The organism is Bartonella sp. AA83SXKL (assembly GCF_042196965.1).
Taxonomy (GTDB): domain Bacteria; phylum Pseudomonadota; class Alphaproteobacteria; order Rhizobiales; family Rhizobiaceae; genus Bartonella.
Window position 1 is genome coordinate 1 of the sequence record NZ_JBHIRG010000019.1, and the last position, 26,945, is coordinate 26,945.

The 26,945-nt window shown below is 40.2% G+C and carries 29 protein-coding genes and 1 tRNA gene; 2 read left to right on the forward strand and 28 right to left on the reverse strand.

Translation table 11 applies throughout. The features are described from left to right. The first annotated feature begins 951 nt into the window (after nucleotides 1-951). Nucleotides 952-1,041: transfer RNA gene (locus ACFINO_RS07550), tRNA-Ser, on the forward strand. Between the two features lie 46 nt (nucleotides 1,042-1,087). On the opposite strand, the gene ACFINO_RS07555 is transcribed toward ACFINO_RS07550, so the two are convergent. The 21 genes from ACFINO_RS07555 to ACFINO_RS07655 form a co-directional block, all read right to left on the reverse strand. Continuing rightward, complete coding sequence (locus ACFINO_RS07555) at nucleotides 1,088-1,510, reverse strand: helix-turn-helix domain-containing protein (RefSeq protein ID WP_375634828.1); 423 nt, start codon at nucleotides 1,508-1,510, stop codon at nucleotides 1,088-1,090. A 91-nt stretch (nucleotides 1,511-1,601) separates the two neighbouring features. Continuing rightward, nucleotides 1,602-1,820, reverse strand: coding sequence for a hypothetical protein (locus ACFINO_RS07560; RefSeq protein ID WP_375630254.1), 219 nt, complete (start codon nucleotides 1,818-1,820; stop codon nucleotides 1,602-1,604). After that, nucleotides 1,813-2,019, reverse strand: a complete 207-nt coding sequence (locus ACFINO_RS07565) for a hypothetical protein (protein WP_375633750.1) — start codon at nucleotides 2,017-2,019, stop codon at nucleotides 1,813-1,815. Before ACFINO_RS07565 ends, ACFINO_RS07560 begins: the two co-directional genes overlap by 8 nt. After that, nucleotides 1,952-2,179: a hypothetical protein gene (locus ACFINO_RS07570; RefSeq protein ID WP_375612620.1), complete on the reverse strand. Its 228-nt coding sequence runs from the start codon at nucleotides 2,177-2,179 to the stop codon at nucleotides 1,952-1,954. Before ACFINO_RS07570 ends, ACFINO_RS07565 begins: the two co-directional genes overlap by 68 nt. After that, nucleotides 2,176-2,841 (reverse strand): lysozyme, encoded by a 666-nt coding sequence (locus tag ACFINO_RS07575; RefSeq protein ID WP_375612619.1) that lies wholly within the window; start codon nucleotides 2,839-2,841, stop codon nucleotides 2,176-2,178. Before ACFINO_RS07575 ends, ACFINO_RS07570 begins: the two co-directional genes overlap by 4 nt. A 13-nt stretch (nucleotides 2,842-2,854) precedes the next feature. Further along, nucleotides 2,855-4,558 carry a hypothetical protein gene (locus ACFINO_RS07580; protein ID WP_375634830.1) on the reverse strand — a complete coding sequence of 568 codons (1,704 nt, stop codon included), beginning with the start codon at nucleotides 4,556-4,558 and terminating at the stop codon, nucleotides 2,855-2,857. A gap of 17 nt (nucleotides 4,559-4,575) precedes the next feature. After that, the gene (locus ACFINO_RS07585; RefSeq protein ID WP_375610781.1) at nucleotides 4,576-4,827 is read right to left on the reverse strand and encodes a hypothetical protein; all 252 of its coding nucleotides are present in this window, start codon (nucleotides 4,825-4,827) and stop codon (nucleotides 4,576-4,578) included. A gap of 9 nt (nucleotides 4,828-4,836) precedes the next feature. Further along, a complete protein-coding gene (locus tag ACFINO_RS07590; protein ID WP_375633752.1) occupies nucleotides 4,837-5,814 on the reverse strand; it encodes a tail fiber protein in 978 nt (325 codons plus the stop codon). After that, entirely contained in the window at nucleotides 5,807-6,799 is a 993-nt protein-coding gene (locus tag ACFINO_RS07595) for a transglycosylase SLT domain-containing protein (RefSeq protein ID WP_375655363.1), read from the reverse strand. The genes ACFINO_RS07590 and ACFINO_RS07595 overlap by 8 nt, the downstream gene beginning before the upstream one ends. Next, nucleotides 6,799-9,030 (reverse strand): hypothetical protein, encoded by a 2,232-nt coding sequence (locus ACFINO_RS07600; protein WP_375634833.1) that lies wholly within the window; start codon nucleotides 9,028-9,030, stop codon nucleotides 6,799-6,801. Before ACFINO_RS07600 ends, ACFINO_RS07595 begins: the two co-directional genes overlap by 1 nt. Then, a complete protein-coding gene (locus ACFINO_RS07605) occupies nucleotides 9,023-10,882 on the reverse strand; it encodes a hypothetical protein (RefSeq protein WP_375655364.1) in 1,860 nt (619 codons plus the stop codon). Before ACFINO_RS07605 ends, ACFINO_RS07600 begins: the two co-directional genes overlap by 8 nt. Then, a complete protein-coding gene (locus ACFINO_RS07610; RefSeq protein WP_375655365.1) occupies nucleotides 10,882-11,937 on the reverse strand; it encodes a tail fiber domain-containing protein in 1,056 nt (351 codons plus the stop codon). Before ACFINO_RS07610 ends, ACFINO_RS07605 begins: the two co-directional genes overlap by 1 nt. Nucleotide 11,938: 1 nt before the next feature. Then, nucleotides 11,939-12,322 (reverse strand): hypothetical protein, encoded by a 384-nt coding sequence (locus tag ACFINO_RS07615; RefSeq protein ID WP_375610794.1) that lies wholly within the window; start codon nucleotides 12,320-12,322, stop codon nucleotides 11,939-11,941. A gap of 41 nt (nucleotides 12,323-12,363) precedes the next feature. Next, nucleotides 12,364-13,821: a hypothetical protein gene (locus ACFINO_RS07620; RefSeq protein ID WP_375610776.1), complete on the reverse strand. Its 1,458-nt coding sequence runs from the start codon at nucleotides 13,819-13,821 to the stop codon at nucleotides 12,364-12,366. After that, the gene (locus ACFINO_RS07625) at nucleotides 13,821-14,519 is read right to left on the reverse strand and encodes a hypothetical protein (RefSeq protein WP_375634837.1); all 699 of its coding nucleotides are present in this window, start codon (nucleotides 14,517-14,519) and stop codon (nucleotides 13,821-13,823) included. The genes ACFINO_RS07620 and ACFINO_RS07625 overlap by 1 nt, the downstream gene beginning before the upstream one ends. A 72-nt stretch (nucleotides 14,520-14,591) precedes the next feature. Then, nucleotides 14,592-15,041 carry a hypothetical protein gene (locus ACFINO_RS07630; RefSeq protein WP_375610774.1) on the reverse strand — a complete coding sequence of 150 codons (450 nt, stop codon included), beginning with the start codon at nucleotides 15,039-15,041 and terminating at the stop codon, nucleotides 14,592-14,594. 30 nt (nucleotides 15,042-15,071) lie between these two features. After that, nucleotides 15,072-16,217: a N4-gp56 family major capsid protein gene (locus tag ACFINO_RS07635; RefSeq protein WP_375655366.1), complete on the reverse strand. Its 1,146-nt coding sequence runs from the start codon at nucleotides 16,215-16,217 to the stop codon at nucleotides 15,072-15,074. A 98-nt stretch (nucleotides 16,218-16,315) separates the two neighbouring features. Next, complete coding sequence (locus ACFINO_RS07640) at nucleotides 16,316-17,227, reverse strand: hypothetical protein (RefSeq protein WP_375633762.1); 912 nt, start codon at nucleotides 17,225-17,227, stop codon at nucleotides 16,316-16,318. Nucleotides 17,228-17,238: 11 nt separating this feature from the next. Next, nucleotides 17,239-19,293, reverse strand: coding sequence for a portal protein (locus ACFINO_RS07645; RefSeq protein WP_375655367.1), 2,055 nt, complete (start codon nucleotides 19,291-19,293; stop codon nucleotides 17,239-17,241). After that, nucleotides 19,278-20,603: a PBSX family phage terminase large subunit gene (locus ACFINO_RS07650; RefSeq protein ID WP_375633764.1), complete on the reverse strand. Its 1,326-nt coding sequence runs from the start codon at nucleotides 20,601-20,603 to the stop codon at nucleotides 19,278-19,280. Before ACFINO_RS07650 ends, ACFINO_RS07645 begins: the two co-directional genes overlap by 16 nt. Further along, nucleotides 20,584-20,898, reverse strand: a complete 315-nt coding sequence (locus ACFINO_RS07655; RefSeq protein WP_273724397.1) for a hypothetical protein — start codon at nucleotides 20,896-20,898, stop codon at nucleotides 20,584-20,586. Before ACFINO_RS07655 ends, ACFINO_RS07650 begins: the two co-directional genes overlap by 20 nt. Before the next feature lie 306 nt (nucleotides 20,899-21,204). On the opposite strand from ACFINO_RS07655, the gene ACFINO_RS07660 reads away from it, so the two are divergent. Further along, nucleotides 21,205-22,590 carry a hypothetical protein gene (locus ACFINO_RS07660; protein WP_375634976.1) on the forward strand — a complete coding sequence of 462 codons (1,386 nt, stop codon included), beginning with the start codon at nucleotides 21,205-21,207 and terminating at the stop codon, nucleotides 22,588-22,590. A 64-nt stretch (nucleotides 22,591-22,654) separates the two neighbouring features. Here ACFINO_RS07660 and ACFINO_RS07665 read toward each other — a convergent pair whose 3' ends face one another. The 7 genes from ACFINO_RS07665 to ACFINO_RS07695 form a co-directional block, all read right to left on the reverse strand. Continuing rightward, on the reverse strand, nucleotides 22,655-22,882 hold the full coding sequence (locus ACFINO_RS07665; RefSeq protein ID WP_375607309.1) for a DUF6290 family protein: 228 nt from the start codon (nucleotides 22,880-22,882) through the stop codon (nucleotides 22,655-22,657). Between the two features lie 210 nt (nucleotides 22,883-23,092). Next, on the reverse strand, nucleotides 23,093-23,419 hold the full coding sequence (locus tag ACFINO_RS07670) for a type II toxin-antitoxin system PemK/MazF family toxin (protein WP_007346765.1): 327 nt from the start codon (nucleotides 23,417-23,419) through the stop codon (nucleotides 23,093-23,095). Beyond that, entirely contained in the window at nucleotides 23,416-23,673 is a 258-nt protein-coding gene (locus ACFINO_RS07675) for an AbrB/MazE/SpoVT family DNA-binding domain-containing protein (protein WP_100131165.1), read from the reverse strand. The genes ACFINO_RS07670 and ACFINO_RS07675 overlap by 4 nt, the downstream gene beginning before the upstream one ends. 52 nt (nucleotides 23,674-23,725) lie before the next feature. Continuing rightward, nucleotides 23,726-24,226 carry a hypothetical protein gene (locus ACFINO_RS07680; protein WP_375634842.1) on the reverse strand — a complete coding sequence of 167 codons (501 nt, stop codon included), beginning with the start codon at nucleotides 24,224-24,226 and terminating at the stop codon, nucleotides 23,726-23,728. 54 nt (nucleotides 24,227-24,280) lie between these two features. Continuing rightward, nucleotides 24,281-24,727: a single-stranded DNA-binding protein gene (ssb, locus tag ACFINO_RS07685; protein ID WP_375655368.1), complete on the reverse strand. Its 447-nt coding sequence runs from the start codon at nucleotides 24,725-24,727 to the stop codon at nucleotides 24,281-24,283. Nucleotides 24,728-24,869: 142 nt separating this feature from the next. After that, nucleotides 24,870-26,267: an AAA family ATPase gene (locus tag ACFINO_RS07690; RefSeq protein ID WP_375638693.1), complete on the reverse strand. Its 1,398-nt coding sequence runs from the start codon at nucleotides 26,265-26,267 to the stop codon at nucleotides 24,870-24,872. A gap of 104 nt (nucleotides 26,268-26,371) precedes the next feature. After that, on the reverse strand, nucleotides 26,372-26,945 hold a 574-nt coding region (locus ACFINO_RS07695; protein ID WP_375655369.1), incomplete at its 5' end, for a hypothetical protein.

Sequence of the window (26,945 nt, forward strand, 5' to 3'; positions counted from 1 at the left end):
AGGGATAGAGGCAAAAAAACTCAATAGAATCAAGATTCACCTATTCCCTTATATTAGACATAAATATTTTATTTTACACATACTTGTGAATGAATCGGCTTTTAAAACTTTGTCTTCTAAAGTTTACGCTTTCTGACTCTGCATAATTTAGCGTTTTTAAGTTCTATTCTTGAAAAACTATGTAATACCTTCACAAACTATCTATTGATCTAAGGGTAGAGCTCAATAATTTTTTCTTCCATTCAAATTAACTTTTTGCTTATCCCACAGAAAAAGCATTACAAATATACCTAATTTCCAGTCATATCTAGAAGAGATTTTAAACTATCGATGCAAATCTTACATAAATTTTTATTCAAATAGTGCAAATCAGCCATTCCCTCCAAGGTACTCTTTAGACGCACTAAATATCTGAATATTTTTATTTAAAAAATTAAAATCTTTTAAAGAGCTTTCTTATTGAATTGTACTTAATTTAAACTCAATAAAAACTTTCCTTGAATATATATGTCATTCTTACAAATTTATCTCTCATAAACTGTCAGAGTAATAACATTTTCTTTTCGACAATATAAACGATCTAAATAAAATAAATATCTGGAAAGGTAAAATAATTCAAAAATACACGACCGGAATTTAATATAATTTATCAAACATTTTCAACTAAACATTTCTTATTATTACGAAAACGATTGTTAGAACTTAAAAAAAATATTGCTTTGTAAAAAATTTTTAAACAGGAAAAAAATGATAAATATCATAATTACCTTTCATTTTTTCAGAAAAAACTATCATGTTTAAAAATGAAACTCTTAGATAACACACTCAAAGAATTAACTTATGAAGAATTATTTTAATTGAAACTTAAATAGTTTTACAAAGAACGCTTTAAAATGCGTATTAAAATGATTGACCTTTTACAAGAAATTTGTCAAAAAGCATATCTAGTTTGGAGGGGTGGCCGAGCGGTTTAAGGCACCGGTCTTGAAAACCGGCGTGCAGGAGACTGTACCGTGGGTTCGAATCCCACCCCCTCCGCCACAGCACTTTTATGGTGCTATAACTTATTGATTTCATGTGTGTTTTTTCAAGGTGCGGGATTCGTAAATAAAGGTTCGGGAATAGGATTCTCGAACATGCTTCTACGAAGCGCATTCTTTTTGCCAGCTTTCTCTAATAATTTTTTTAATAGTTCTAAATCTTCTTGTGAAATAATGTTTATCAGTCTAGAGAACATACCAACAGCTTCACATCTGAATGTATCAGAAGGCTTTATAGTGAAACTTTTGCGACAAGCATCCGATTCTCTTCTCAAAATTTCTGCTACCTCTTGATCTAAAGTATAGAGTTCAATTATCTTTTCCTCTAATCCTACAGGAACAGATCTTTTGCCAATTTCTACAGATGATAAAAATGCTACAGATATATCTAATTTTTTAGCCATATCTAAAAGGCGTTCTGAATGATCAATGCGAAGTTTGCGTAAGGTTTTACCAAATGGTGTTGGCATCTAAAAAATCCTATTAAAAAAGAAGCTCTCTCGTGATTCTAGCAGAAATTCTCAGGTTTTTGTTAACTGATTTTTTACTATAATGGTTTTTTTAATTTTTTGAAAACCACTGCTTTAAATGTGCAATGACATTATCTAGCGCGTCCATGAGGCGTGCAAAATCGAGGATAAGCAAAAAAAGAAAAAATGCTATCCACTTCATCAAGCGAGACATCATTTTCACGCTTTGATAGGTGATGATCATTTCTTGAAGCATTTCTTTTTCTGATTCTGTAAGCTCTGTGTGTTTTTTGGATTTTTTTCTAACCATGTTTCCACCCACACAAGCGTTCACCTAGAGTATTGTGCTTTAAGATCTCTCTTGCTAAATTGGAACTGATGGCGTTCAGATCTTTCTTGTCTAAATAAATTGGCAACCAGCCAACACAAGAAGAAGCATATTTATTTGTCGCGCAACCAGTGAGAGAGAGCAGCACGCATATCAGCATCACTTTTTTGATTAACTTCACTTTCCACCTCAAGCCGTGTTGTGGCTGCTTTTAAAGCTTTTTCTGTTTGCTTTTGTTGCTCTACTTTTTTCCCAAGAGTAAAAGCTTTTGCTAAGGCAATAAAAAAAGCGGCTAAAGCCGCACCTGTTACCATCAAGTTTCTTTTCATCCATAAGATCATAGGCGGTGCTCCTGAAAGCGTTTAGCAACAAAGAAAATGCCAGTACATGCCGCTAAAACCATAATGGCGGCTAAAGCCCATTGGATTGGTCCATTGCCCGCTAAAAACCCACCAAGACCTGAGAAAGAACCAATAATCGGTGCCAATGCTTCTGCTTTGAGAAACCCTGTTGGTTGTTTCGTTTCTACTGTTTGATAATTAGAAGAAACATAAGCCCCTTTCGCCCATAGCCCTGCCTCTGCTACACGCCGGTGTACGAGACCTTGTAAACGTTTGCCTCCCGCTTTGGTCCATTTCTGCAATTCGGTTGGTACCGCTTCATAATCCCCCCGATTAAGCCTTTTAAGCAATGTAGAGTTTTGGAAAGCTGCAATACCCACATTATAACAAAAGGAAACAAGAGCGCCGAACTGCTCGTCGCTTAAATTCACACAAACTGCTTTTTCTACCGCCCTCTCATATTGCCGCAAATCTGCTAAAAGCATGTTTTCAGCTTTTTTTTCTGTAATCACCATACCCTCAACAACTGTTGGTTGACCGGCTTTTTTCGTATGACCATAACCAATCGTCCATATGCCAGAAGCATCTTGATAAGCCTGCAAGCGCAAACCTTCCCACTTTTTTAAACAGTATAAACAGTCTTTACTTATTTTCCGTGCCATTGTTCAATTCACCTTATAAATATACCTTTATGAGTACTGCTCCATCACCGCCGTCGCCGCCAATTTTGTCGCTTCCGTGTTTCCCATCAAAATATCCACCGCCGCCGCCGCCACATTCTTTACCACCTCTACCACCGTTACCACCTTTGTAACTCTCACCACCCTGCCCCATGATAGAACCCTTACATTTACCGCCGCCGCCGCCGCCGCCGCCAAGAAAAGAACTTCCACCAGTACCAGCTCTCTTGCCGTCTATTCCACTCCCTCCACCATTACCACCAGAAAAAATAAAGCTTTCACCACTGCTGCCCTCCCTGTTTCCTCCTCCATCGCCGCCTTTCCCTCCAAAGTTAACGAGAGTCATGGAAACGGAATATCCTCCTTCTGCTGTAACAAGCCCTTTGATCATTGTTCTACCACCATTGCACAAAATGTTACTGTCATTACCTTTACCACCACGACCAATGTAAGCTGTTTTTAATTTATCTAAATCAGAACCTTTCATTTTAACATGCACACATTGACCGCCGCCGCCGCCGCCATCCTTAACGCCACCACCTCCACCGCCCCAAGCCCATACTTCGATATCGGTGTCAGCAGTAATACCATCAGGCAATGGAATATCTCCGCTCTCTGTCATCAGAATTTCAACAGGTTTTCTAACCCCGCCACCATTGTTTCTACCGCCGCTGCTATTGCTACTATTTGCTTTGATTGAAGCCATCAGTTTGGCTGGTGAGATAAGTGCATCCACTGTTTTTGTGCCATCAATCCAGTCTTGTTTGGCAAGAGGTTGAATGAGATCAACTTTTTTCTGTACACTATGTGCTGTATCTTGCGCTTTATCGGCTGCTGTTTGCGCAATATTTGCCTCAGCTTTTGCACTGTCTCCCGTTTTTTGTGCTGTCTCAGCCGTTTTTTTTGCATCTACTGCATAAGCTTTTGCATCATTTGCTGTTCTTAATGCAATATCTGCAACGTTCTTCGCTTCACTTGCAACATGAATCCCTTGTTGTGCAACATCTTCAACTTTATCAATTTTTGCAATCTGTGCACGTTCTGGAGGAGTTAAGATAAGATGCTTTTTCCCTTCCTTCATATTCTCCATATCAAATACATCTTTTTCTATTTTATCTGGATCATAAACTGATTTTGACATACCAAAAGACTTTGAGCCTACAAAATAACGAATGGTATTTTTGAGATCTACCGGAGATATGGGATAATAAACACCTTCATCTCCCCTCCGCCATTTTTCCATCGTTGGCTGCGTAGAACTCAACCATCGTAGCTTTGATCTTTCCTCTATGGTTAAGATCTTTTTGGTAGGACCCTCGTGCATATTTTCCATAGAAAATGCATTTGCCCCCACATTGTCGGGATCATATGTAGCAGCCTTCATATCGCCAATCCCTAAAGGCGATATTTTTACCCAGCCAGCGCCTGATAAAATCGCATTCTCATGCGCTTCACCACTTGCTTCAATATCGTGAATTGTGACCTTATTTTTGTAAGCAAGAGCTCCAATATCTCTCTTTGCAATAGCATCATCAGCCTTTTTTCCTTGAGCAGCGGTTGCAAAATATTCTACCTCATAAGCTGCTGCACTCCCCACTGAAACAGGTGCAAGAGCCTTACTATCTAAAACACCTTCTTTGACTTCTTCTTTTGTTGCTGGTTCAAGCTTAAATATATGTGTGTGATAGGGTAATGGCATCGCGTTTCATTCCTTAATCAGTTCGTTGTCTTGTTGTGTGAGAGAGAGGACTGCAATTCATCAATCAGTTTTTGCATGATCTCTATGCGTTGATCTGTCGCTTCTTTATATTCTGCCAAAGCGCTTAAAAGATCATGCTGTATGTCGCTTTTGACAAGATCAAGTACCTTATTTAAGGGTGCATGAACCATTCGATTGCTTGCATAAAAAAGGACGCGGATTTGCTCCGCGTCCGCAATATCATCAATAGCAGACGGATTATTGATCATTTGAAAAACTCACGATTTTATGGCATAAACAACCGGTACATTAACAGGGCGTGTTTCTGCCTCGCCCGTTGAAGAAATAGTTACCTTATGCGTGTGCACTCCAGCAGGTTGTGTATCTTTTGTATAATATGAATTACCAAAAGCAGGATTTCTGCCACCTATTTGACCAACTCTTGTAACCATAGAATAATCATGCTTATGCGTATGTTGACCTGCCTCTTCAATGGTACAAGCATGTGTATGAGATTTAATGCTGTCTTTTTGCACCTCTGCGAAGTCTCTATTTTGATCTAAACCGCGCCCATTATCAAAGCCGCGCAAAAACATTCCTCTAAAGTCTGGAACTTTAAAGGTTGTATCGCTGTTTTTTCCCCATTTATCCCCTATCGCCTTGAATAATTGCGGATAATCCTTGCGTTCATAAGTAGCGCCATCACATAAAAGCCAGCCGTTTGGGACTTCTTGCATAGCAAAGGTCGCAATAAAACCACAAGGAAAGGTTTCGACCTTCGGTGGTGGAATGGGGGTAGGGTTTAAAAGATACCAGCCATCAAGACCTTTTGTTGATACGCCATCATTATAGACTATTTCATAAATACCATTTGTTTGTAACTCACCACCTGTTAATGGTACTATCCCTGTGCTGGTGGCTTTATAGAGTGGCTTTGCTCCTATATTATTCATGTTTATTGTTGTCGTACCAATATTTATACCACGCGCCTTAAAGCGGATAATGATATCGTTTTTATATTTCGCTATCGGCGACACCGTCGTCAACGTGATTGATGTTGTTTGTTCCTTTCCATTCACAATAAACTTTGAGTCAAGAGAACCACCATTATCGGCAAGATATTCACGTATACGCTGCATCATGACCCGCGCACTATCATTAACAGAACTAGGCGGCTGCCCTTCTGCCCAATTAATGATACTATCGGAATTCGCATTTTGATCAGCTGTGAGTGACCAGTCATAAATATCAGACATGATAAGCCCCCGTTCTTCTTAATAGCTCTTCGCGCAATTGCTCTTCTTTTTGCCGCCCATAGGAACCAACAGATTGCCGCCTAGAAGGATCAATAAGAGGTGTTAAATCTGTCGGTCCCCCAGTCGATTGTGAGAAACCCGCCATGACTGGTTGCTGTAACATTTGTTGCTGTACCATCTGTGCCTGCTGTTTTTGTCGTTCTCCATTCTCTCTCATTAAATGAAGCAAACCGGAAAAGCCCTTTTTAAGAGCACCTGCATCAATACCTTGTGCTTGCAATGGTGTGGTTTCCATAATCTGTCCTGTTAAATTGTCTCTGCTTTCAGGTGCCATCATTCTGTTTGGGAATGGCGTGTCATATGCCATCAATTGGTTGCCCCCTTGATCACCTTGACCCACTTGATTACCTTGAAGTGTCTTTTGAAGCCTCTCAAACCCACGCAAAGGACCCACCTCGTTTGGTGCTGCTTGTCCATTGCTTTGGTTTTGCTGTATCGTTCTCTTCAAAGCATCTCCCGTTTTATTGTAAAGCCCATAAATATGATTCATAAAATCCCCTGCTGTAGCTTCCATATTGCCACCATTGAGTGTGACTGCCTGTCGACCTAAAAGCTGGCTTGCTGGAATATGTGGATTTTTGATAAGCTTTACTGCCCCTGCTGCTCCTTGTTGGTGTGCGAGGTAAAGCTCTGCCTCTGATGGCTCTCTGCCTAATGCTGTGACTAAATAACGCGTATTATCCTTCGTTAACCGTGCCATAGCATCGGTTGCTTGAAAGGGATCAAACTTGTCATTCAGTTGATAGTGTTTTGCTGTTGAATCGAGAAATTGATACAGCCCCCCTGCACTGCTGTTCTTATTTTTTGCATTTGGATTACCATTACTTTCTATCATAGCAATACGTTCAAGAAAGCTTTCTGGTAAACCATATTTTTGTGCTGCCTGTGAGATAGCACGCTTCACTTTAGGATGAAAATTGATCATTAGTTTATAACCGTTCTATCAACGCTGCTATTCAAAATAATGCCAACAAAATTAATGAATTTCGTATAATTTTCTCGTGTTATTAAGCGTTTCTTTTCTGCTTCATGAAACGTCTTAATTAATTCAATGGCTTTTTCTCTTGCTAACCCAAAATCTCCTTTTTCCCGCGCTGTTATAAGCGCTGCAATATCTCTCTCAGTATCTTTATGGACGCTTGAGAATTTGCGTCCAAATTCTCTTGCGAAATTTTTTACAACTGCCTTGATGAAAGCAATCTTTCCTATACCCATAGTCTGTTGTGCCCCCCTCTCTTCCACTTCACCTATATGGTTTGGCAATCGTGCAAAAAGCTTTGTTCTTTCCACTTCTGGTCGCAACACTTTCATAAGTTGCTTAGCTTTATCTTCACCAAAAATACGCTGTAATTTTTCTTGACCATTTTTTGTGTCAAACAAACTCAAAAGATTGTGGTCAAAATTCTGTGCATTGCCTGCCGCATGTTCTACTTGCGACCGTATACCTTTTTGAAACGCCTCTTTTTCCATCAACCCAAAATCCGAAAGTTGACTGTTGATTGTGTCGAGATTAACGCTCTTCTTCAGCGCTTGCTCTCCCTGCTCGAGGGCATCACCAATAGTACGCTCGTCATAATAAATTTTCCGTGCTTTAACATAATCTGGAGAGGACGTATCCAAAACGTCCAGAATGCGTTGTTTGAACAGAGTCAAATCTCGCGCATATCCTTGTTTTCCTTTGATGCGCGCAGAATTAATTTGATCATCCAAAACCTCTTTCATCTTATGTAAAATTCGCATATTCAGCTTTGGATATCCATTGCTCCCTATAACTGTTGCATCCGCTTCATTTGGCATTTGCGCAATTGCTTTTTTATAGGCTTTTTGGAAGGCAGGAGTTTCTTGCAACCGCGATAAATCTTCACGAACAGCATTAGAAATGGGAGAAGCTTTCGCCCTCTCATAAAATGGTTCAGCCTTTTTCTGTGCTTGTTTGATAATCTCTTGCTTTAAATTAAGCGTATCTACTTTTGGACCCATCACATCTGTCAACGCATTCTTTACCCGCAATGCACTCGCATCTTGCCTTTCATTCAAACGATTACTTATGAGCGAATATGTATCAGAATCTTTTTTTGCTGCCTTAAAAGCTCTTGTAGCAAGCTCATCATGAAGATCAATAATCATTGAATCAGGACCTCGCTGTTTTAATGCCCTTTCAAGTTTATCAACACCTTCATCCCCTAAAGTTTGGCTTACATCCCTAAGCGCTCTATCGCTTATCTGAAATGCTTCTTTTTCTACACCTTGTGTTATTGGTTCAGTTTTACCAAACAATTTCTCAGCTGTTTTTTTGACAACAGCAGATGTTTTCTTAACACCAGAAGCCGTTACTTTGAATGGTTTTGTAACAAAAGGTGTAACCTTTAAAGCAGAATGTGCCACAAATGGTGTTGCAACGCCTAGCCCTGCACCAACCCCAGCAGACACTAGAGTATCTGCAAGCCCTTCCCCCTCACCACTGCCTGCTATTCCACCATAAATGGCTCCAGTTTTTGCTGCACGCCCCAAGCTAAATTTTGCCGCCTCTTTACTTGCTACTGCTTTCATTGCTGCTTCACCTGCAGCTTTTGCCGCTGCCCGTTCCGCACCCTCTGCTAAAGCAGATTGCACCGCCCTTTCTCCTGCTGCTAAAGCTTTACTGGTTATTTGTGCTCCTGCAACACCAGCTCTACCTCCCAGCACAACATCAGCCCCAATTGCCGCACGAGCAGCAGCAGGAGCGCCAAGACCTGGTATTAGAAAAGGAATTGCAGCGCCCGCTAAATTCCCCGCAAGAGATGCATAAAAATGATCTCGGTTCGCCGCTCTTTGATAATCACGCCATCGCTTTGTCACTTCATTATACTTTTTGACTGCCTCTTTATCTCCCATCCAATAATTAATAGGTCCCAGAGGTCCCGAAGCGAATACTCCAGCTATTTCATCATCATACCCCATAGTTAACCCATGAAGAGCACCCCATCCAAAAGCACCCGCTGCACTTGGATGTGGACTATCTTCTTCTGTTGCACCACTATTTCCTGTAACAGAACCACTTAGCCTTTCCTTATTCTTCGCGAAAAGCTCTTGAAGCTGTTCTGGTGTATAGTCGCTTATATGCCCAATGACTCTTGTGTTTTTACGATTAATAAGAGGGGGGATTACTTCAGCCATTGGTTTGTTTCTCCTTAATGCGTCCATCTCTATCAACGAACAACATGCCTTCCGGCAATGCTTCTATCTGTTTTTCTAGTGGATCATTTGACTGTGCATGATTTCCCTTATAAGCATCTTGCCCATAGGCGGCTCGAACGAGCTCGTTTGTTGCTTCTGCACCACCAAAAAGAATTGCGCGCGTTGCTGCATTGGATTTATTGAAAGTGTCAATAACTGTTTTTAAAGATTTCTTCATTTGCTCTGCAGAAAGATCTTGATACAGTGCTGCTACAGAGTTTTGCAATGCTTGCAATTCCATATTAGACAAATTCCCAAAGCCAGATGCGCCATTTGGTGAAAATGCTTTTGCTTTTCTCAAGGCATCAAGCCCGATACTTGCCTTCAATGAATCGAGCATATGCCCAAAATCTTTTGCCTTAGAATTAGGAAGGAACGACCCTATAGAACCCGTGAAACCAACAACATGCGGGTGTTCCTCAATAGTTTTTAGCAATTCTTTAGATGCTGAGAGTATACGATTTGACCTGTCTGCTGTTTCCAGAATTCGCATTTGCATTTGTTGGTTTTTACGCTCCTCCTCCTTCTGTTCTTGAATTAATTTATGTTCTGAACCACTGCCTGCAATTGGCATCGCACGTATGCCACCAAGTGCATTTTCGTCCTTAACATACATATAACCTGATTCAGGCTTTGACAGCATGTTATCAGTATTTCCTCCTAATCCAGAAGCAGTGGAACGCTGTCCTCCTTGGACAGGTATAATTTTACCTGTGCTTGTTGAGACTTGGAAAGTCATATCCTCAGGCAATCCCTGCTCTGCCTTTTCTTCTGATGTCAATGTTCTATAGCCTTCTTGAGGGCTTAATGTGTTGCCTATAACTTTCATGGCAAGATCTGGATATTGCACAAGGGCTTGTGCGTCTTTATCACTATATCCCTTAGAGCGTAAAAACTCAAAAATTGGTCTATTTTGAGCACGTACATTATTGCCCTGCCGCATAACAAGTGCCGCATTTGAAAAACTTTCTTGCGGTGTTTTTCCTGATGCTAACCCCGCAAAAAAATCCATGAGATGCTCGGAAAATTCTGATTTTCTAAAACGCTCCCATAAGCTGCTTGGATTTGCATCTTTATGAATAAAGTTCCCAACTGCGTTTACATAATCGGTTGCCTGTTCGGGCTTAGCACTTGCTTTTAAATGTTCCTCTTCTGGTAAGTGTGCATTCAAATGTTTTTCTTCTCCTATGGGTGCCTCAAAAAGCTTTTCCTCATCATTTCCAGAATCGTTTTTCAAAGAGTTTGCCGCTATAGATTTCTCATTAAGTTGAGCAATATAATCCATCACATCTTTTTGCTGTCGCCCAGCTTCATCCCCACTAGACTGATCAATGTTCCCAACAAGTGGAGATTGAGGGATCATTGATGCAACACCTCCCTGATCTGAGAAGTCATACTTTTGTTGCTCTGACGCCTCTTGTATCTTAACAGTATCCTTTGAAGCATCCGGTAATGGAGGCATTTGGCGCTTTAAATCATCTGTAGACATAATCAATTCTGCTGGCGTTTTTTTCCCAGCTTGTTCTGTCCCTGTTTGAGAACCACGAATAAGCTCTGTAGGACTCAATTTTTGTGGAGTATTATCCCCATTGCTCGCATCAAAAGGGTTTGTGCTAAAAGCAACACGTTCTAAAAAACTTGGCTTGTATCGCCCTTCCAACGGCGTGTTTGAAGGCGTGGAATGTTTTTGAAAAAAATATTTAGGTAACTGAAAAAGACCCTGATGTATTAAAGGACGCAAAACTTTTGGATTCATAAATAGTGATAAAGTATTAAAGCTGTTTTGTTCCATCACTGCACCCTTTCCATTTCAAATCCAAGCTTGCTATAATCCACATGCAAAAAACCTGTCGCCTTATGCAAAAAAACAGCTTTAGGATTTGTCTTCAAAACATCCTGCGCCATCACCCCGCGATAGCGCTCTGGATAACCTTTGTAGTTGTATTCATAGAGTGTATAGCCATTTCTCTGCCCAGCCTCTCTGATGTTTTCTTTTGCTCTGATGTCACTAAGCCCAGCAAAAGTACCAAGGATAGTTCCAACATTTCCAACAATCTCCCATGGATTAGGTTTTGGCTGTGGAGTCAATGTCGTCATTTGTCCTGTTCGCGTTCCATAATTTCCAGCAACAGCCCCACCAGCTGCAAGCAACTTACTTAACTGGTCCCAATCAAGATTGTTCTGCTGCTCCCATTTTTGCCGCTCTTCATCTAATTGCCGTTGATGATTGGCATCAAGTACACTCCCTCCCGTCAACGCATTAAGATTTGCCTGACCTTGACCTTGAAAGAAATTATTGGCACCCGCCAACTGATTTTGGTTTGCTTGGTCAATGAGACTATTGGCATTCATCATGTTGTTGACATCTTGGTTATATTGCTGTGATAAAGCTTGTGTTGCTATGCCCCCCAATTCATCAGCCAAAACGCCGGTATGTGCACCCGAACCATAACGCCCAGCTCCTGCTAGCGAACTGTTAATAGAGCTTGTTGCTTTATTTAATGCGTTTTGAAGTGCTTCATTAAAGTAAGGGTTATTGCCTATTTGTTGCCCTGAAGCCATGTTCTTTAAGTTTTGGCTTGTTGAATTTTGCCATGTGGCTAATCCATTTAAATAATTGTTATCATAGTTATGCGTATTATTGCTAAGCCCATTAATCGCATTCTTTGTTTGATCACTTAAACCTGCTACACGTTGCCCATCATAGACGGCTTTTCCGCTGCCTTGATTATAAAAAGTCATGGCATCTTGAGCGGCGTGTTCAAAAATACCTTTTGCCCATGCAGGGGGTTCATTTGTTTGCGTCGTGTTTTGGGTATTCTGGATTGGTTTAGAACTTTTTCCCATGTTAAAGCTGCTTTCTATATTCTAAAAGATTAACGAGATATCCATGCGTTTTAAGAGATTTTTCCCACCCTCGCCTGCCTATGATGACAAGCTCTTTTGCCCCTTTTTTCTTGTAATAAGCTTCAATCTGAGTGATAAGCTTTGTTAAAGGCGCTCCTCCCTTTCCACCAAGTGTGACAACAACCGCCCTTAATGCTCCAGTGACGAGTTCTTGTAACTGTGTTGTGACATGCGCCATAAAGTTTTCATGCGCATCAACGATAATCCAAAGAACTTTTTCTCCCTTCAAAATATCGTTTAAAATGGTTTCTGTATTATAATCATCAGGGAATTTTTGATTAAAATAAGCTATCGATTTTATGACATTCTCAAAATAGGGCGCCATTTGTTCAGCGCTCCATTTTTCTGTATTATAGATCTTAAAACTCATCTTATGCCCGCGGGTTTGAGCGTTACATCAAAGCCTGTTATATGTGTCCATGGGGTGCCTTCTGGTATTCTAAGTCGCAAAGCATGATAGCGTGCCCTAGAGCGGATATTGTACATTCCGCTGCTATAGCCCGCGTAACGCTCTTTCGCCCAATTTAATTGATTTCTATTATCAATGATAAAAGCAGCTCCAACGCTTAAAAGACCACTTGTCGTATCTGCTTGAACAAAAGCCTCACTCATAAGATTAATCTGTCTGCCCGTATCCCCTACAATTTGTGAAGCAATGACAGCTTCCATAGGAGGACCAGCAAAAAAACCAAATCTATTGTCTTGTGTAAACGCTCCCAACATTGGCGCACCATTTTGCCACATTTTACTATCAAGAGAAGCGCGTAAATCTCTCAAGCATTCTTGTACTTCGTCTAAACCTTCTAATGTGTAACCCGCCGCAAAGAGAGGAAATAAGTGAAGTCTCTGTCCTTTAATGACACTCCATATTTGCAAAAGCCAATCATAAACATAGATATTCATCCCCATCATATCGTCATTTATAGAAAAATAAACGCGTGAATAGACCGGATCAATACAGGCTTTTATTTCATCAATGGCAAAGTTATTGTAAAGCGTAAAGATAGTTTTATCGACTTTGCCAAAACCAATAGGCAACATCTCACCAGTATTGTTGATTTGATAAAAACCATCATCAGAAATAAAGAAAGTATAATCTCCACGACTTGCAATTGCTGTGCTACTTTTTGCCCCTATTTTGTCTTTTATTTTGACAAAACTAAATATTATTTTAGACCCTGGAACGAAGGTTGCATGATAAATAGCAGAACGCATAAAAATAAGCGGGTTGGTTGCTTGCGTTGCTCCTTGTACATATTCCCCATCTGGGAAATCTTGATAATCGCAACTTTTCTCGCCAACTTTCCAGTGTGTTGCATCATTGAGACCTGACCAATGAACACGATTTGGCTTATCTGTTAATTTCATTAAACAGACAAAATCTCCCCAAATACGAACAAGTCCAGCACGCGGGGGATTCCCCCCCAAATCTTCAAATCTCTCTGCTGTCTTTAAGGCGAATATTTGCGGTGTATCATTGTTATTAACGGCAATGATATAATCACCAAAGACAGCAAAAGACCAAGGTGCCGTTTCATTGGCGTGATATTGTTCCCCAAGCTTGCTAATATCTTTCCAACCGCGTGTGCTGTTATCATATTCGTAAAGCTTTGTTGATGTCCCTACAATAATCCGCACACCACTTAACGACCTTACTGCATAGACTCCTAAAATCACATCCGGAAAAGGTTCTGAAACGGGGGCAACTTTGGGAACTGGAATATAGGAATTGGGTGCTGGTAAAACGTTCACAATCTCACGAGAATAACCAGTGTTAATAAATGCAACATCTGGTCTAAACTCAGCAATAGGAATAAAGGTCATCAGAAATCCGTATGTTGAACTCTCAACAAATTCTTGCGCCGTGAAGTCTCAATTTGTAGCGCATCGAGTTGCTCTTGAAACATGGCAAAAGCTGCCGCAGCCATCTGTGGTTCTTTAATAATATTGGTATAAATTTCATATTTTGCGCGGGTTTTGATCAGTTCATAGGCTTCCAAAAACCATATTGAAGCTTCTTGTGCACTCTCAATGTCTTTTATTCTTATAGGATCAAGAATAAGCCTGATAGAATAGATACGGTCTGGGATTGGATACAAAATAAGCTTTTGTTCAAAATAAGCATAGCGGGTAGGTATGCCATGGCTACAATCATCCTCAAGATTCTCAATAACAAGCGGATCTGTATGCAAAAGCTTTGCTTTGCTGTGATTATCTTCATAAATGTAAGCATCAACAATGCGAACAGCCCCTGTCATTGAAGGATGTGCCTCTGCACCATAACGGCTTTTTCCCTTTATAGTGGTAAAAACAACTTCGCGGCTTTCATTGAAATAAAAAGGCAATCGTTCACAAAAGCGAATAGCCGAAAATATCGCCCTTTGCACTTGATCAACATACTCATCTGTTTGATCATCTATTTCATCCTGAATATCGTTTAACATCTGGATAAAATTTTTATCCCAAGGAGCAATGGTCTGTTTGTCTCCAATCGGACCACCTGTCTGTACTATTATTGTCATATGACTCTCTTCCAAATGTCTTGCGGCATCTTGTATGGGAGGGGGACGCAAGCAACAAACGCCCCCTTGCCTTTAACGATTTGTATAAAACTCAACAATCACCTCAGCATCACCTTTGGTGCTTTTCTTGTCTCGTGTCATATAAATCGTACTTTCAGCCTCTAACGAAACATCTCGTTCCTTCATAGGGAGGTACAGATCGCTATTGGAATATTGCGTAAGCCCTATATCTCCATAATCATTACCATGAGGCTCTTTTCCAAATGTAGCTTTTACATCTTCAAAATCCTCCATGGGATAAGCTGTAATACTTTTTATAAAAGCCCCTCGGGGTAGAACACCAATTTTCGTTATCAACCCTTGGTCTGTACATTTAACACGTGCCCGTAAATAACTAACCTGCTGTGTACAATTGTTGCGTCCTTGCAAAACATGTGGCAATCCCTCATCTGTCATGCCAACAGTCTCAACGGTTTCAACAGGTTCAGCAGGTTTTTGTGTAATTGGCGGTTTTTCTGCCATAATTGTCATCCTTTAATGAAGTTAAAATTGTTAGCTTGCTTCAGCAAAAGAAGGGATAACAATCGTGCCAAAATCTTGTCCCCCTTGATCAGAATGCGGCAAGGTATAGCGTGACTTTTTCATGCCGATAATGGTTTTTGCAGCCAAACCAAATTCACGTTGATAATCAAACAGTTCTTCAACAATTTTATAACGCGTCGCACTATTTTCCCCATTGCCTCCTGTTGCACCATTACCAATACGCCCATAAGCCATGATGATACTTTGCGCACCAAGCAAAACAGCACGACGAACAGATGTTACAGGCTCTTGTGTCTTTGAATTAACACCATTAGGGACATGCTCTGCTTCACGCAAAATGACACCGTTATACATCCCCAAAGAACCATTAAAAATTGGATTCTTCGCTCCAGAACCATCATAAGCCGCCTTGGTAATGTCTAACCACTGCCCGCTCTTTGTGTTGGTACGCAATTGGGTCACCTGTGTTGGGTGGAGATACATCACATAAGCAGATTTTCCATCAACACGAACAGGGCGCAAACGTGGATTAGCAAGTTTAGCACGTTCAACAGCTTGATCTATAAGATCTAATGTAAAAACATCGTCTTTTGTAAGCTCTTCATCAGTCTTTTTCTTAGCTGGGCGAATAACACGCAATTTGCTTGGCTCTAATGGAGCATTAAAACCATAATGCACCGGTTTAAGCGTTATGTTGCGTCCTTCAAACTGCATCCATGGTGCTGTATAACCTGCTGCCTGAATGAAGAACATCAAACTTAAGCGATCTGCATACCAATCAACAAGCCCATCTTTTGCTTCCTTACGCAAATTAAAGGGAACACGTTGTTGATCAATAGAGCCTTCATATTTGATGCGCACAGCATGAGTAAGCTCGTTGATGCGCACCTTTTCATTCATAAATTGGAGGGCTTCTTCATTGCCTTCCAGCGTTTGTCCCTCGCTAACGCCATCCCCCATAAGTTGGACTCTTAATCCGCTCGTCACAGAGTCACCAGCGGATTTTCCTAGCACATCCAACACTTGGATAATGCTGTTTTTGCTCTCCCCCATCAGCGGTGCAATAGGCAACGCTTTTGAGGTCTCTGTGTTTAGCATCTTAGCCCAAACGCCAACGGCTAATGGGTCATTGAGCTTTACTTCTGTTACTGCCATTTCAATTAATGCCTTTCTTGGTTTTTAAAACTCGCCTTGCGGCACCCCCAAACGATAACAATCACTTGGTTCTCTCTGTTGCGTCACCACGCACATCTTCATGCTCTGCTCATAATTTGTTCAAATTTTTTGGGATTTTTCTCAACCCATGCTGCAAATTCTGCTTCCGGCATGGAAAAAAGCGTTCTCACATCCATACCGCCTGTTGGAACTTGCCCGCCGCGCGCTGTAAGCGTCCGCGCTGCTTGAGAGCGCTCTTGAAGGGCTTCCACTTCGTCCTTAACTGGCGCTCCACTATAGCCAAAAGCTTTCGCTTTTTGCACCAGCACCTCAATTGGGTTTATACCAGCTTTCTGACACTGCTGGCATATTTGGCGCAATTCAGCACCAATTTGTTGTTGCCGTGCCTCTGGGTCTTTCCATTGCGGATAAAGGCTTGCTTGCGCTTGTAAGACACTGTCTGCTCTTTCATAGAGATAGTCCGTGATACTGTCTAAATCTGGATATTTATCTTGTACTTGCGCTTTGGCTTCCTCGAAATAATCCCCCAACTTTTGGCGTTCATATTCCTCTTGACTCATGCGCTCTTGGCTCTCTCTCATATGAGAAAACTCATCAAGCAATTTCTGTTGTTCTTGTACCTTATGACTAAGCCATGCAAAATGTGCTTTTGGGTCGTCTTCTAGGGAGGGAATATTTTCCTCACGGCGGCGCGTGATTTCTTCCTGCATTGCGGCATATTTTTGCGCAAGTTCAATAGCCAATTCACGCGCTTCAATGGCGCTTTGTTCTGCCTTTTGGCGTGCTTGCCGCTCTTGCTCTAGTTTATCAGATTCTATTACATCAGAATTTGGCTGCTCTTGAAGTGGTTCTACAGCTGGCTGTTCAGAACTTTCCTCTGCATCAAAAACTTCCTCAACTTGTTCTGGCTCGACCAACTCAACAGCATTATCACTGGCAAAATGTTCATCATAGATTGCTTGTTCTTCTGGCGTAAACTCTTCTTCCATATTCTGTCCCTTCAATGTGCTATTATATTTTTTGTCAAAACTCGATAGTGTTCCAACTGTGTCTGTAAAGCTTTGCGTTCTAAATCACGCTGCGCTATCTCATTTTTTGCCTGTTGAAGTTCGAGCTGCATGCGCGCTTGTTCTTGTTTCAAGAAAAGTTCGATATTTTTCTGCTGCAATGCCGCTTGTTTCTGCTGCGCATCAAGTTGATAGAGTGTGCTCTTTGCTTGCGCTTCTTGCTGTAAAACAGCAATCTTTGCTTGTTGCTCTGGAGTTAATTGCGCCCCTTGGCTTTGTTGCATCATCTGCTGTTGCTGTTGTTCTTGTTGTGCCTGCTGTGCTTTTGCCGTTAAATTTGCTACCAATGTTGCCGGTAGTGGGGAAAGCTTTAAAAGATCTGGAATCATCTCCGGTGTTAAGAACCCACCAAGCAATGGCAACATCTGCGTAATTGTCGCAAAAGTTTTCTCTTTTTCATTGGGGCTTGTCGGTGAATCATCAACAATAATGTCGTATTCAAGCGTTGTGACAGCTTCACGTGTTAATGGAACATACTGCGCATTCTCTTGTCCAGAAATACGTACCAGACGCCCATCAGAGAGATAATTCTGAATGAGATAAAGGATAATCTTTCCCTGCCTACACCGATAAAGCTTGAGATTATCAAACAGCCCCGCAAGCAAATTAAGCGTTGATTGCCGGCGTGTATTTTCCAGCACATTGGCTTGGTTGACCTCCCGTGTTCCGATAAACTCAGCCGATAACCCTGTTACATGCGTTATCGCTTCACGCGATTCATTAAACAGCTGGAAAAATCCATTGGGAAATTGTGCACTTGGCTTTGGTTGAATTTTCCCTCCTGTAAGCGCGCCATTTTTAACCCAAGTAATCGTATCCGTTCGCGCCCAGCTTTCCATGGCTTGGCGATCATCATCGAAAGCGCCTCGTTCTGCTATCAAGCCGCCCTTAGACTGGCTATTAAGGATATACATCACTTGGCTAAAATATTTATTCGACCATTTTTGTGGATCTTTTGCGGGGCGAACAATCCCGTAAAACTGGTTTTTAAGCTTATCCAGCGTGCCCGTGATACACTCCCACCCAAGTTGCCCATCAGGTGCTAATGGCTTATCGGGATTTGCTAAAAGACGTCGTCCCAGAAAAGCGCGTCTCACCACTTTTTTATTAAAACACACCCCTTGTAATTGTGGCATTACCCTTTGAAGCTGTTCAAACTCCTGTTTGCTATAGTTGCGCATCTGTCCGGTTTGAAGATCAGGCGCCTTGTAAGTGGTCTCATATTCAAACCAACGGCATTCAACCAGCGTAACATAGCGTTTCCCAGAATACGGATCTGAGAGAGAAGTCGCATTGGAGTCATCTTGATACGCATCAAGCGACACATGAGAATCCTCAGAAGCGGTTGTACTATCGATAGCCCAATCGGCGTTAAGATCTTCAACAGCAACATCAGGAAAAAGACTTTTAGCATCCTCAACGGATTTGCGATCAACATACCACATACGCTGTGCGTCAATGAGATTTGGTCTTACAGCATTGGCATCCCAAACCATTTTTAAGGGATCTAAACGTTGAACAGCAGGTATCCCTTCGGGATCTGTATCATAATCAAGCCGCGTATCTGTCCAGCCCATACCGCAAATAACCATATCCTGAAAAGCATCGGAATCGGCATATTCCGCCTCTGCCTCATCACGAAACCATTCTGCTGCTCCAGTAAGCAATTCATTGGGTATTGCCGCTCCCATTTGCCGTGGTTGAAACTGTACTTCGCGCTTATTATTACGCTCCGCCCCAACAATAGCATTCACAAGGGGTGCAATGCGGTTAAAAGTCATGACAGGACGGCGTTGCTCTTTTAAAACCGCAAGATCTTCCTCTGCCCATTGACGACCATTATAAAAATCAAAATCTTCACGCGCCTGTTCACGCCATTCATTAACATGTTCAATATCTTCTGCGTACCAAGACTTTAAACGCTTATAGAGTTCATATTCATCGAGGATTGTCGTTTTTTGAAAGTCTTGATCTAGAATGCCATCCATGATGCCGCTTCTCTTTCCATAGTGCAATAACGCTCTTGCTTGGGTTTGACACTGGGTGCTTCATAGACAATGCACATTAAACCAAAGGCATCCGCCCCATGGCTCGACCAATCATGCTCTGCACCCAAACCAATGCCGCGCTTCTCATCCCATTTCTCATGATACCAATTCAGTGCTTTGCGCCCTGCTACCGTCATCTCTTCATTAAACCAAACAGACGGCAAAATACGCCGCACCGCCTCTATACGCATCTTAACCGCCCCTGCCCCTTGATTAGGGATCACTTGCGTTTCAAAACCCGCATCATTTAAAGCACTCTCAAAACTCACATTGTGCACACGGTCTCTGGTCGCACCATCATGGGGCAAAACCATCAATGCCTTCTCATAACCATTGTGACGCAACCAGCCTATATGTTCCGATAAAGGCTGCCCCTGTGCTTCGTAATAATTAAGCACTCTGATTTCTCGCCCCACAAACTGTGCTATCCATATCGCCGTGGCATCTGCCTTGGCGCCTGTCCCCCCAATGTCCCAAAAAGCACGTATTTGCATTAAAGGGTCACGAGCAACACGCCCTATCCGCCCCTCTTGCTCGGCTGCCAACATTTCCTTTTGATAATAAGCACCTTGAACCGCTTTCAGATAATCCCCTTCCCAGATATGCTTATAGGTCTCGGGGCGGTTTCTCAGATCATCCAATCGTGCTTCATTCAAGATCTTGGGAAACTTCGGATTGTCTGACCAATTGATCTCTACACGCTTAATTGCCTCATTGTCTGAAAAGCGAAACCGCTTCTCAACGGGGGCATTCTCTCGTAATGGATTCCATGTCACCCATAACTCTGCCCGCCATCCCTCTCCTTCTTCTCGCAAAGTCGGTATAAGCGTTTGCCAAGCTGTCTCTGTGACAGGCTCTGCCTCATCAACCCAACAGAGCAAAATACGCCCCATAGACTTGATACTTGCAATATTCCGGTCCAGACCAGAAAACTGAAAGGCTATACGACCATCAATTGACTTAATCGACGACTCCCCAACCTTGTAATAGTCCTTTAAAAAGTCGTGCGCTTCAATGGCGCGCTTAATCTCCTCCAATGAACTCTCTGCTAGCGAATTCTGAAACTGACGTGCACAAAGTATAGTGCCTGATATCCCTTCCCTACCAAATTGATAGCCTTTTAAAGCAGCCATCAAGGCAAATGATCTTGTCTTTCCAGACCCTCTTCCACCCCAAGCCGCACGCACCAAAGCCTTATCTGTAAAAATCGGTATAAGCTTTGGAACAATATTAATCTGTCGTGTTGTCATGAACTAAAGGCGCGATTTCCACACGCGTTATCATCTTAATCGCCCCGCCATCTTCCCCTGTCACTTGAAGAGGCAAAATCTTCCCCAACAATGCCAAATAAGCAGCGGGGCATTTGATTGCCTGTTTTTCTAGATAAGAGACCAAACCATCATCACCATATTTCTTACCAGCGCGCTCTGCTGCCTTAAGCACTGCTTCTTTCAAAATACGTGTCGTTTTATTTGGCACACCTTTTACCCGCCCTTGACCTGCCTTTGGGGGCGTTCTTTTTGCAAGTTTTTCAGTGGTTTTCATGTGTGTTTCTTTTTGTAAACAAGACAATAAAAAACCCCGCAAAAGCAGGGCTCTGAACAATCATATAAACTTATAAGAAAGGTTATACCTTTACCGTAATTCTAGACACAATTCGACTAGTACAGCAATGCCATAAAACACTATTTTTCATATCCTGTCAACAAAAAAATCACTATATTGTGTATTTTTTATTTTTTTCACCTAAATCTAGTATCTTTAGCACCCAATAACTCACAATTGTATCCTCTAAACGAATCAATTATACGGAAGCACTAAATTATTGATTAGCAAAAAGTGGGGGGAATAATGGAAATAATTATAGTCATAGGAGGAATATTAATAGCAGCAAATATGATCTACCACATTTCGAAGGTAGGAGAGAAAGGTTGGAATGTAGGATTCGAAAATACGATTTTATTAATCATAATAATCGATGTGTTTTTATATTTTGAATTCTCAGTGAACATATTACTAATAATAGCAACTTTACTGTCTTTTAGGAGCTATTTAAGAATAAATGACTATGAAGAACAATTCGAGTTACTTCAGGAACAGAAAAATCGAGAAATAGAAATATACAAAGAACAAATTACGAAATGGGATAAAAGTCTTTTAAAAAAAACTCGAAAAATATCGCAAAAATGGATTAGGCAATGGAATAAAGAAATTAAACAGTGGGAAAAGGATATACTAAGAATAAAAGATCCCATAATGATAGGTGAAGATTATGAACATCACCATCCCATCATAAAAGAGATCTGTACTCAAGGATATAAAGAAATACCGTTTCTCTATAAGAAAGCTTTGGAAACAGAACCTTCTGCTGAGCATTGCGAAAAAATCAATGTATTCAAGAAACACATAGCTTTTAAGAAAAGCTATCTAAAAACAATGCGACTCATGAAAAAAAACGGGATAGTTGTTGAAAAAATCGTAGATCCCCTTACAGAAAAAACATGTCATAAACCTACAATGTTTTTGTTGCATTGGTGGTTATATGTGGTTGATGATATGATCATAGCCGAGTACGAAAAACAAGCGTTACATGGGTTTTATAAAAATGATAAATCGCTTGACATCTACTGGGATGAAATGTCTAAAAATACAGAATACGAAGAGATAGAAGAAATACTGAAATCATGGCATTTGCCTCCTAAGTATGAATGCCTAGTAGGGATAAAAAAATATTTACTGACATTGTTGTATGACATTTCGGATGACTATAGAATAGCAAGAGAAATTTTTATTCATTATAAGCGTCTTCTTGAAACTGTTACAGAAGGATATATTTCTTTAGATGAAGACCGTTATACCGAAGAGGTAAAATGGAAGGTAAATGAGTGTAAAGAGAAAGATAAAGAACTCATAAATGAAAAAGATAATTATAATCTATACATTTCTGAAAATATTCCAACATTTGAGAAAACTTATAAATTAGGAACAATAGAACAAATTAAATCAGCAAGTAAAAAATGCTATAATAGATTTATCTATTGGGATATGCTCGTAAATATAATAAATTCAAGAGAGAAACTACAAATTATCTTCGGTGAAGAAAAGGTGAATGCACTGAAAAAAGCTATAAAGGAAGAATACAAACAATTTCATATCGAAAAGCAGGAGACAATTTTCGAAAATAAAGATTTTCATTACAACAAATCCTACGAGCATTTGGTAGAATATTTGTTATAAACCAATACGATTATGCGCTTTTGTGAAAAATATTTGTCCAGACTTTGCTTCAGTTTTCTAACACCTAATCGTCCAAGCCAAGCTCTTTCCTCACCTCTTCAGAGCTATAAAAAGTACCCTCTCCCCTTCGAACGCGCTCTCTTACTTGTGAAGCTAAATAATAATCCTCTGCTTCCTCTATTCCACGTTCAATAATCTCGCGTAAATAAAAAGACTTTGTACGTCCTGTCTTAGCAGCTAAATTATTCAAACGTGTTTCGAGATCACTTGACAACCGAATAGATATCGTCATAACGCAATCCTCATCTTTGTATTCATTGTAATACAAATACAACGAATTACACAGAAAAACATTTCACGTCAAAGCGAAAGAAACAACATAAAACATCTACCATTTAGTTTTTTGTCAAAATATTTCTGTAGAGCATTCAGAACAATCCGTAATGAACTTACAAGATGTGGTAATATCTTATCTGGAAGACTGGATTCTACATATAATTGATCAACTAAAGATCGTGACAACCTTCGCTAATACTTCATTCATAATAGCTGTTGGCAAACTTTCTACTTTACGCCCATTGCGCACCACCAAATCGAGAACACGAGGCTGATCGCAACGAATAACACCCCTCGTTCTTGTACCCGTAAGCGGCACTGCAAATCCAATACGGCGAACAAAATTTCCACCGCTTGTGATCGGCAAAATAACTGGTAAACCTGTTGCTTGATTAAAATCATCAGGAGAAACAATGACGACAGGACGGTACCCACGCTGCTCTCGTCCTTGGATTGGTTCCAAATCTACCATATAGATATCACCACGCCTCATATAAGCTCGCCCCCTACAGCAGAGGAATCAACCCACTCACGGTCTTCAGGTGATTGTGGTTGCGAATAATCGGAGGCAGCTAATAACTCAGCCATCGTGTATCGCGGCTGGACTGATGGTCCCACGACAAGACGACCATTATCAATAGCCAAACCAACTTCGGTATTTTCAGTCAAGTGAAGAACATCAAGCAATGCAGGTGGGATGGAGAGCATCACTGATCCCCCAACTTTACGTAATTTTGTTGTGTGCATAAAACGCTCCCTTCAGTATTATACAAAAATATAACACTCTAAAGCCTACTATTCAATAGTCTTTTTTGCGCTTTTGCGTAAAATGTCTATGAAGCGCATTCAGAGCAATCTGCAATGAATTTATAAGATATGGCAACGTTTGATCTTCACTAACAAGATATTGTAGAGCCGCATAAAGATTATACTGTTTATAGAGGCATTGTGTTTCTTTGATTACCTCTTGCATGTTACAAAACTGTTCTGTTGCACGTTCAACCCACTTCTCTCTTGCTTTGTCATCAGAAGATGATGGCATTTCATCATAAACAGCGCTTGGCAAACCTTTTGCACACGAATAGTCATTTCTCACTTCAAGATATTTTTGCGCAGCATCATACTGATCTTGAGTAAGCACGCCTTGCAAACATAGCCGCCCAACATAAGAACCAGCAAGCGGACTTTTAGCCTCTTCTATGGTCAAGCAGAAGCGTTTAGCACGCATTTCAATTGCCAATTGATTAACAGGATCTTGACGTACTTTCACTTGTGAAATGTAGGCATCTTTCTTTCTCATACATCCCCCGTATCTGTGGAAATCCACATTCTTATTTTTGCTCTATTTTTTCAATCAGAATGGCATGCTATCGTTAAGAGATGTGCCATGATCAGTAGCACCTGAAGCGATAGCATAATTTTGAGAAGTAATGGGTGAAGGGAATGCCGATTGCTCTTTTTTGGCATCAAGCAAATACAACTCGCCTTTGAATTGTGGTAAGACAATCTCTGTTGTGTAACGGTCATGACCATTTTTATCTTGCCATTTACGTGTTTGTAATTTGCCTTCTATGTAAACCTTTGAACCTTTACTGAGATACTGAAGAGCAATTTTTGCTAAATGTGGATTAAAAACCACAATGGAGTGCCATTCCGTTTTCTCTACTTTTTGATGAGTATTTTTATCCGTATAGCTTTCAGAAGTTGCTATACTAAAATTGACTATTTCTGCTCCAGAATTCATTGTTTTGCTTTCGGGATCAGCACCTAAACGCCCGATTAACATCACTTTATTTAGCATGTTTTTTTACCTTAAACTTGTATTTTAATACATACAAAATCCTAGCATGATTTGCATATTTTTTCAATTATTTCAAAAGGATATTGTTGTTTTTTAACATATAAAATTATGTTTTAGATGACTGATTCTTGATAATGACTGATCACAAAACATTCTGCAGTAAATTAATAACTTTTTGAAAAGAATCAGCAATGGTACCTACTTCTTTAGTAGCATTACCAATTTTTAGAATTCTTTCTTTCCAGTTTTTACCAAGTCCCTTAACTTGATTCATTGTAATTTTCTGTAAAACAGGTTCAATGGATCTCAGCCATTCGTCACTTCTTTTGTCTAGTTGAGAAATTTTACTACATAGAATTTTAGGATCATCACAATCAGATGCTTCATTGCGGACAATAAACAAATTATCTACATGAGTATCTTCAATCAAATAAGGAGAATGAGTAGAATAAATCACGCTATTCTTGTCAAAAGATGATAATTTCTGTAAGGATTGTAATATTTTTTCTTGGGGGTGGATATGTAGATTGCTCGCTGGTTCATCCAATAAGAAAATTATTCCATTTTTGCTCCTATTGGTACGGATATCTGTAAGTACTTTAAAACAAAAGAACCAACGACATCCTTTGCTTCTTTCATGTAAAGAAAAAGTACGGTCCTTGGCTTTGACCTTTAAACAAAAATCTACAAAGTAAGAATGAGATTCTATCGCTTTTTCTATGCTAAATCTATCAAATACAGTTTTTCCTCCCGTAATGTCTTCCCAATCTTTGGTAACAACAGTGTTAAGATAATCATTTATAGAAGATAGACGTTGATCGACGGCATCTTTATCATTACAATCAACGATATCACGTTGAAAGCTAATATCAAGTTTTGGTTCTTTACTAGAGCGTTTTTTACGACTGCCAACCAATAAATCATTAAAAATATCATGCCATAAAAGATTCTTTTTATCGCTTAGCGAACTATCTTCTTTTAATTCTTTATAGCAATATGGAGCTTCACTTTTTAAAAATCTAATCTTATCAGGTACATCAAACATAAAATCATCATAATAGACGATTTCAGGAATGTGGCCCTTTAGGTAATTTAAAAGAGCTGTTGCTGTTTCATCTCCACAATTCTTACCGTTGATCTTTATATATTTTTCTGTGCAAATACTATTAGCGAATGAATATACAAAAGATAAATGGAGTGTCTGTTTTTTTTCAAGTAAATCATCTTTGATTTTTTTAAGTGTTTTAATCTTAGCTAATTTTTCAATCTCTGTTTCATCCAATAAAATTGTGGTAGATAAAACAATATCTTCATCAAAAAAAGCTGTTTTAGGACGTATAGAAGCAAAATCTTCGACTGTTAATTGTTTCCCTAAACATAGCTGTGACAAGAGATGAATACCTTGCAAAGTTGTTGTTTTTCCTGATTCATTATTTCCCACCAAAATAAAAGGAAAACTTCTATCTCCTCCTGAGAAATCTATTTTTAGAGGCTCTCCTATTCCTTTAAAATTTTCTAATTCAAATGAAGTAAATATCATGATAGTCTCCAGTGGTACCCTAAAAACAACGCCTTATAACATATAAAATAGGAATGTTTTTATCGTGTTCCAAAATGATCAGCACTTTTCACTATTTTGCTGTTTTAAGCCGCTTTTGAATTGCTACTGTCATGACACTCTTCACTAGGCTTTCCTATTCTCATGAATGAAATGCGCTTGCCTCCTAAGGCTAGGTTACGCGTATTTTCAACTGCTGTAAAAACTCTCTCAGCAACACCATAAAGCCTGCTTTCTAAATCACGACAATACTGCGCTAGATCAGCGCATGAGGGGACAAATGTTGTGGACATGCCTTTTGCCTCACCACGTATAAGATTTTTAACGGCTTGCAATAAAGACCAGAGTGAAATGCCGTTAAGAGCTGCGATATAAGCCTTTGCACGCGCTTCTACATTCGAAATTTTTTGCATTGTCAAACCACCTTCAAGCACATCAAGAGCCTCTGCTATGTCTTCAACAGACGCTTTCACGGTAAGTAAGTTTTGAACAGTCTGATAAGCTTCTAAAGCTTGTTTCTCTAGGGTTTCTGTCAATTGAATGCCATTTCTCAAGGTCCATGGGAACTCCAGAGTTACACATTGCTCTATCTGTTGCACGGTATCTTGTAGAGGCGTCACTAAGCTGTGTTGCACCGATAAGATTACGGATTGTCTCTCC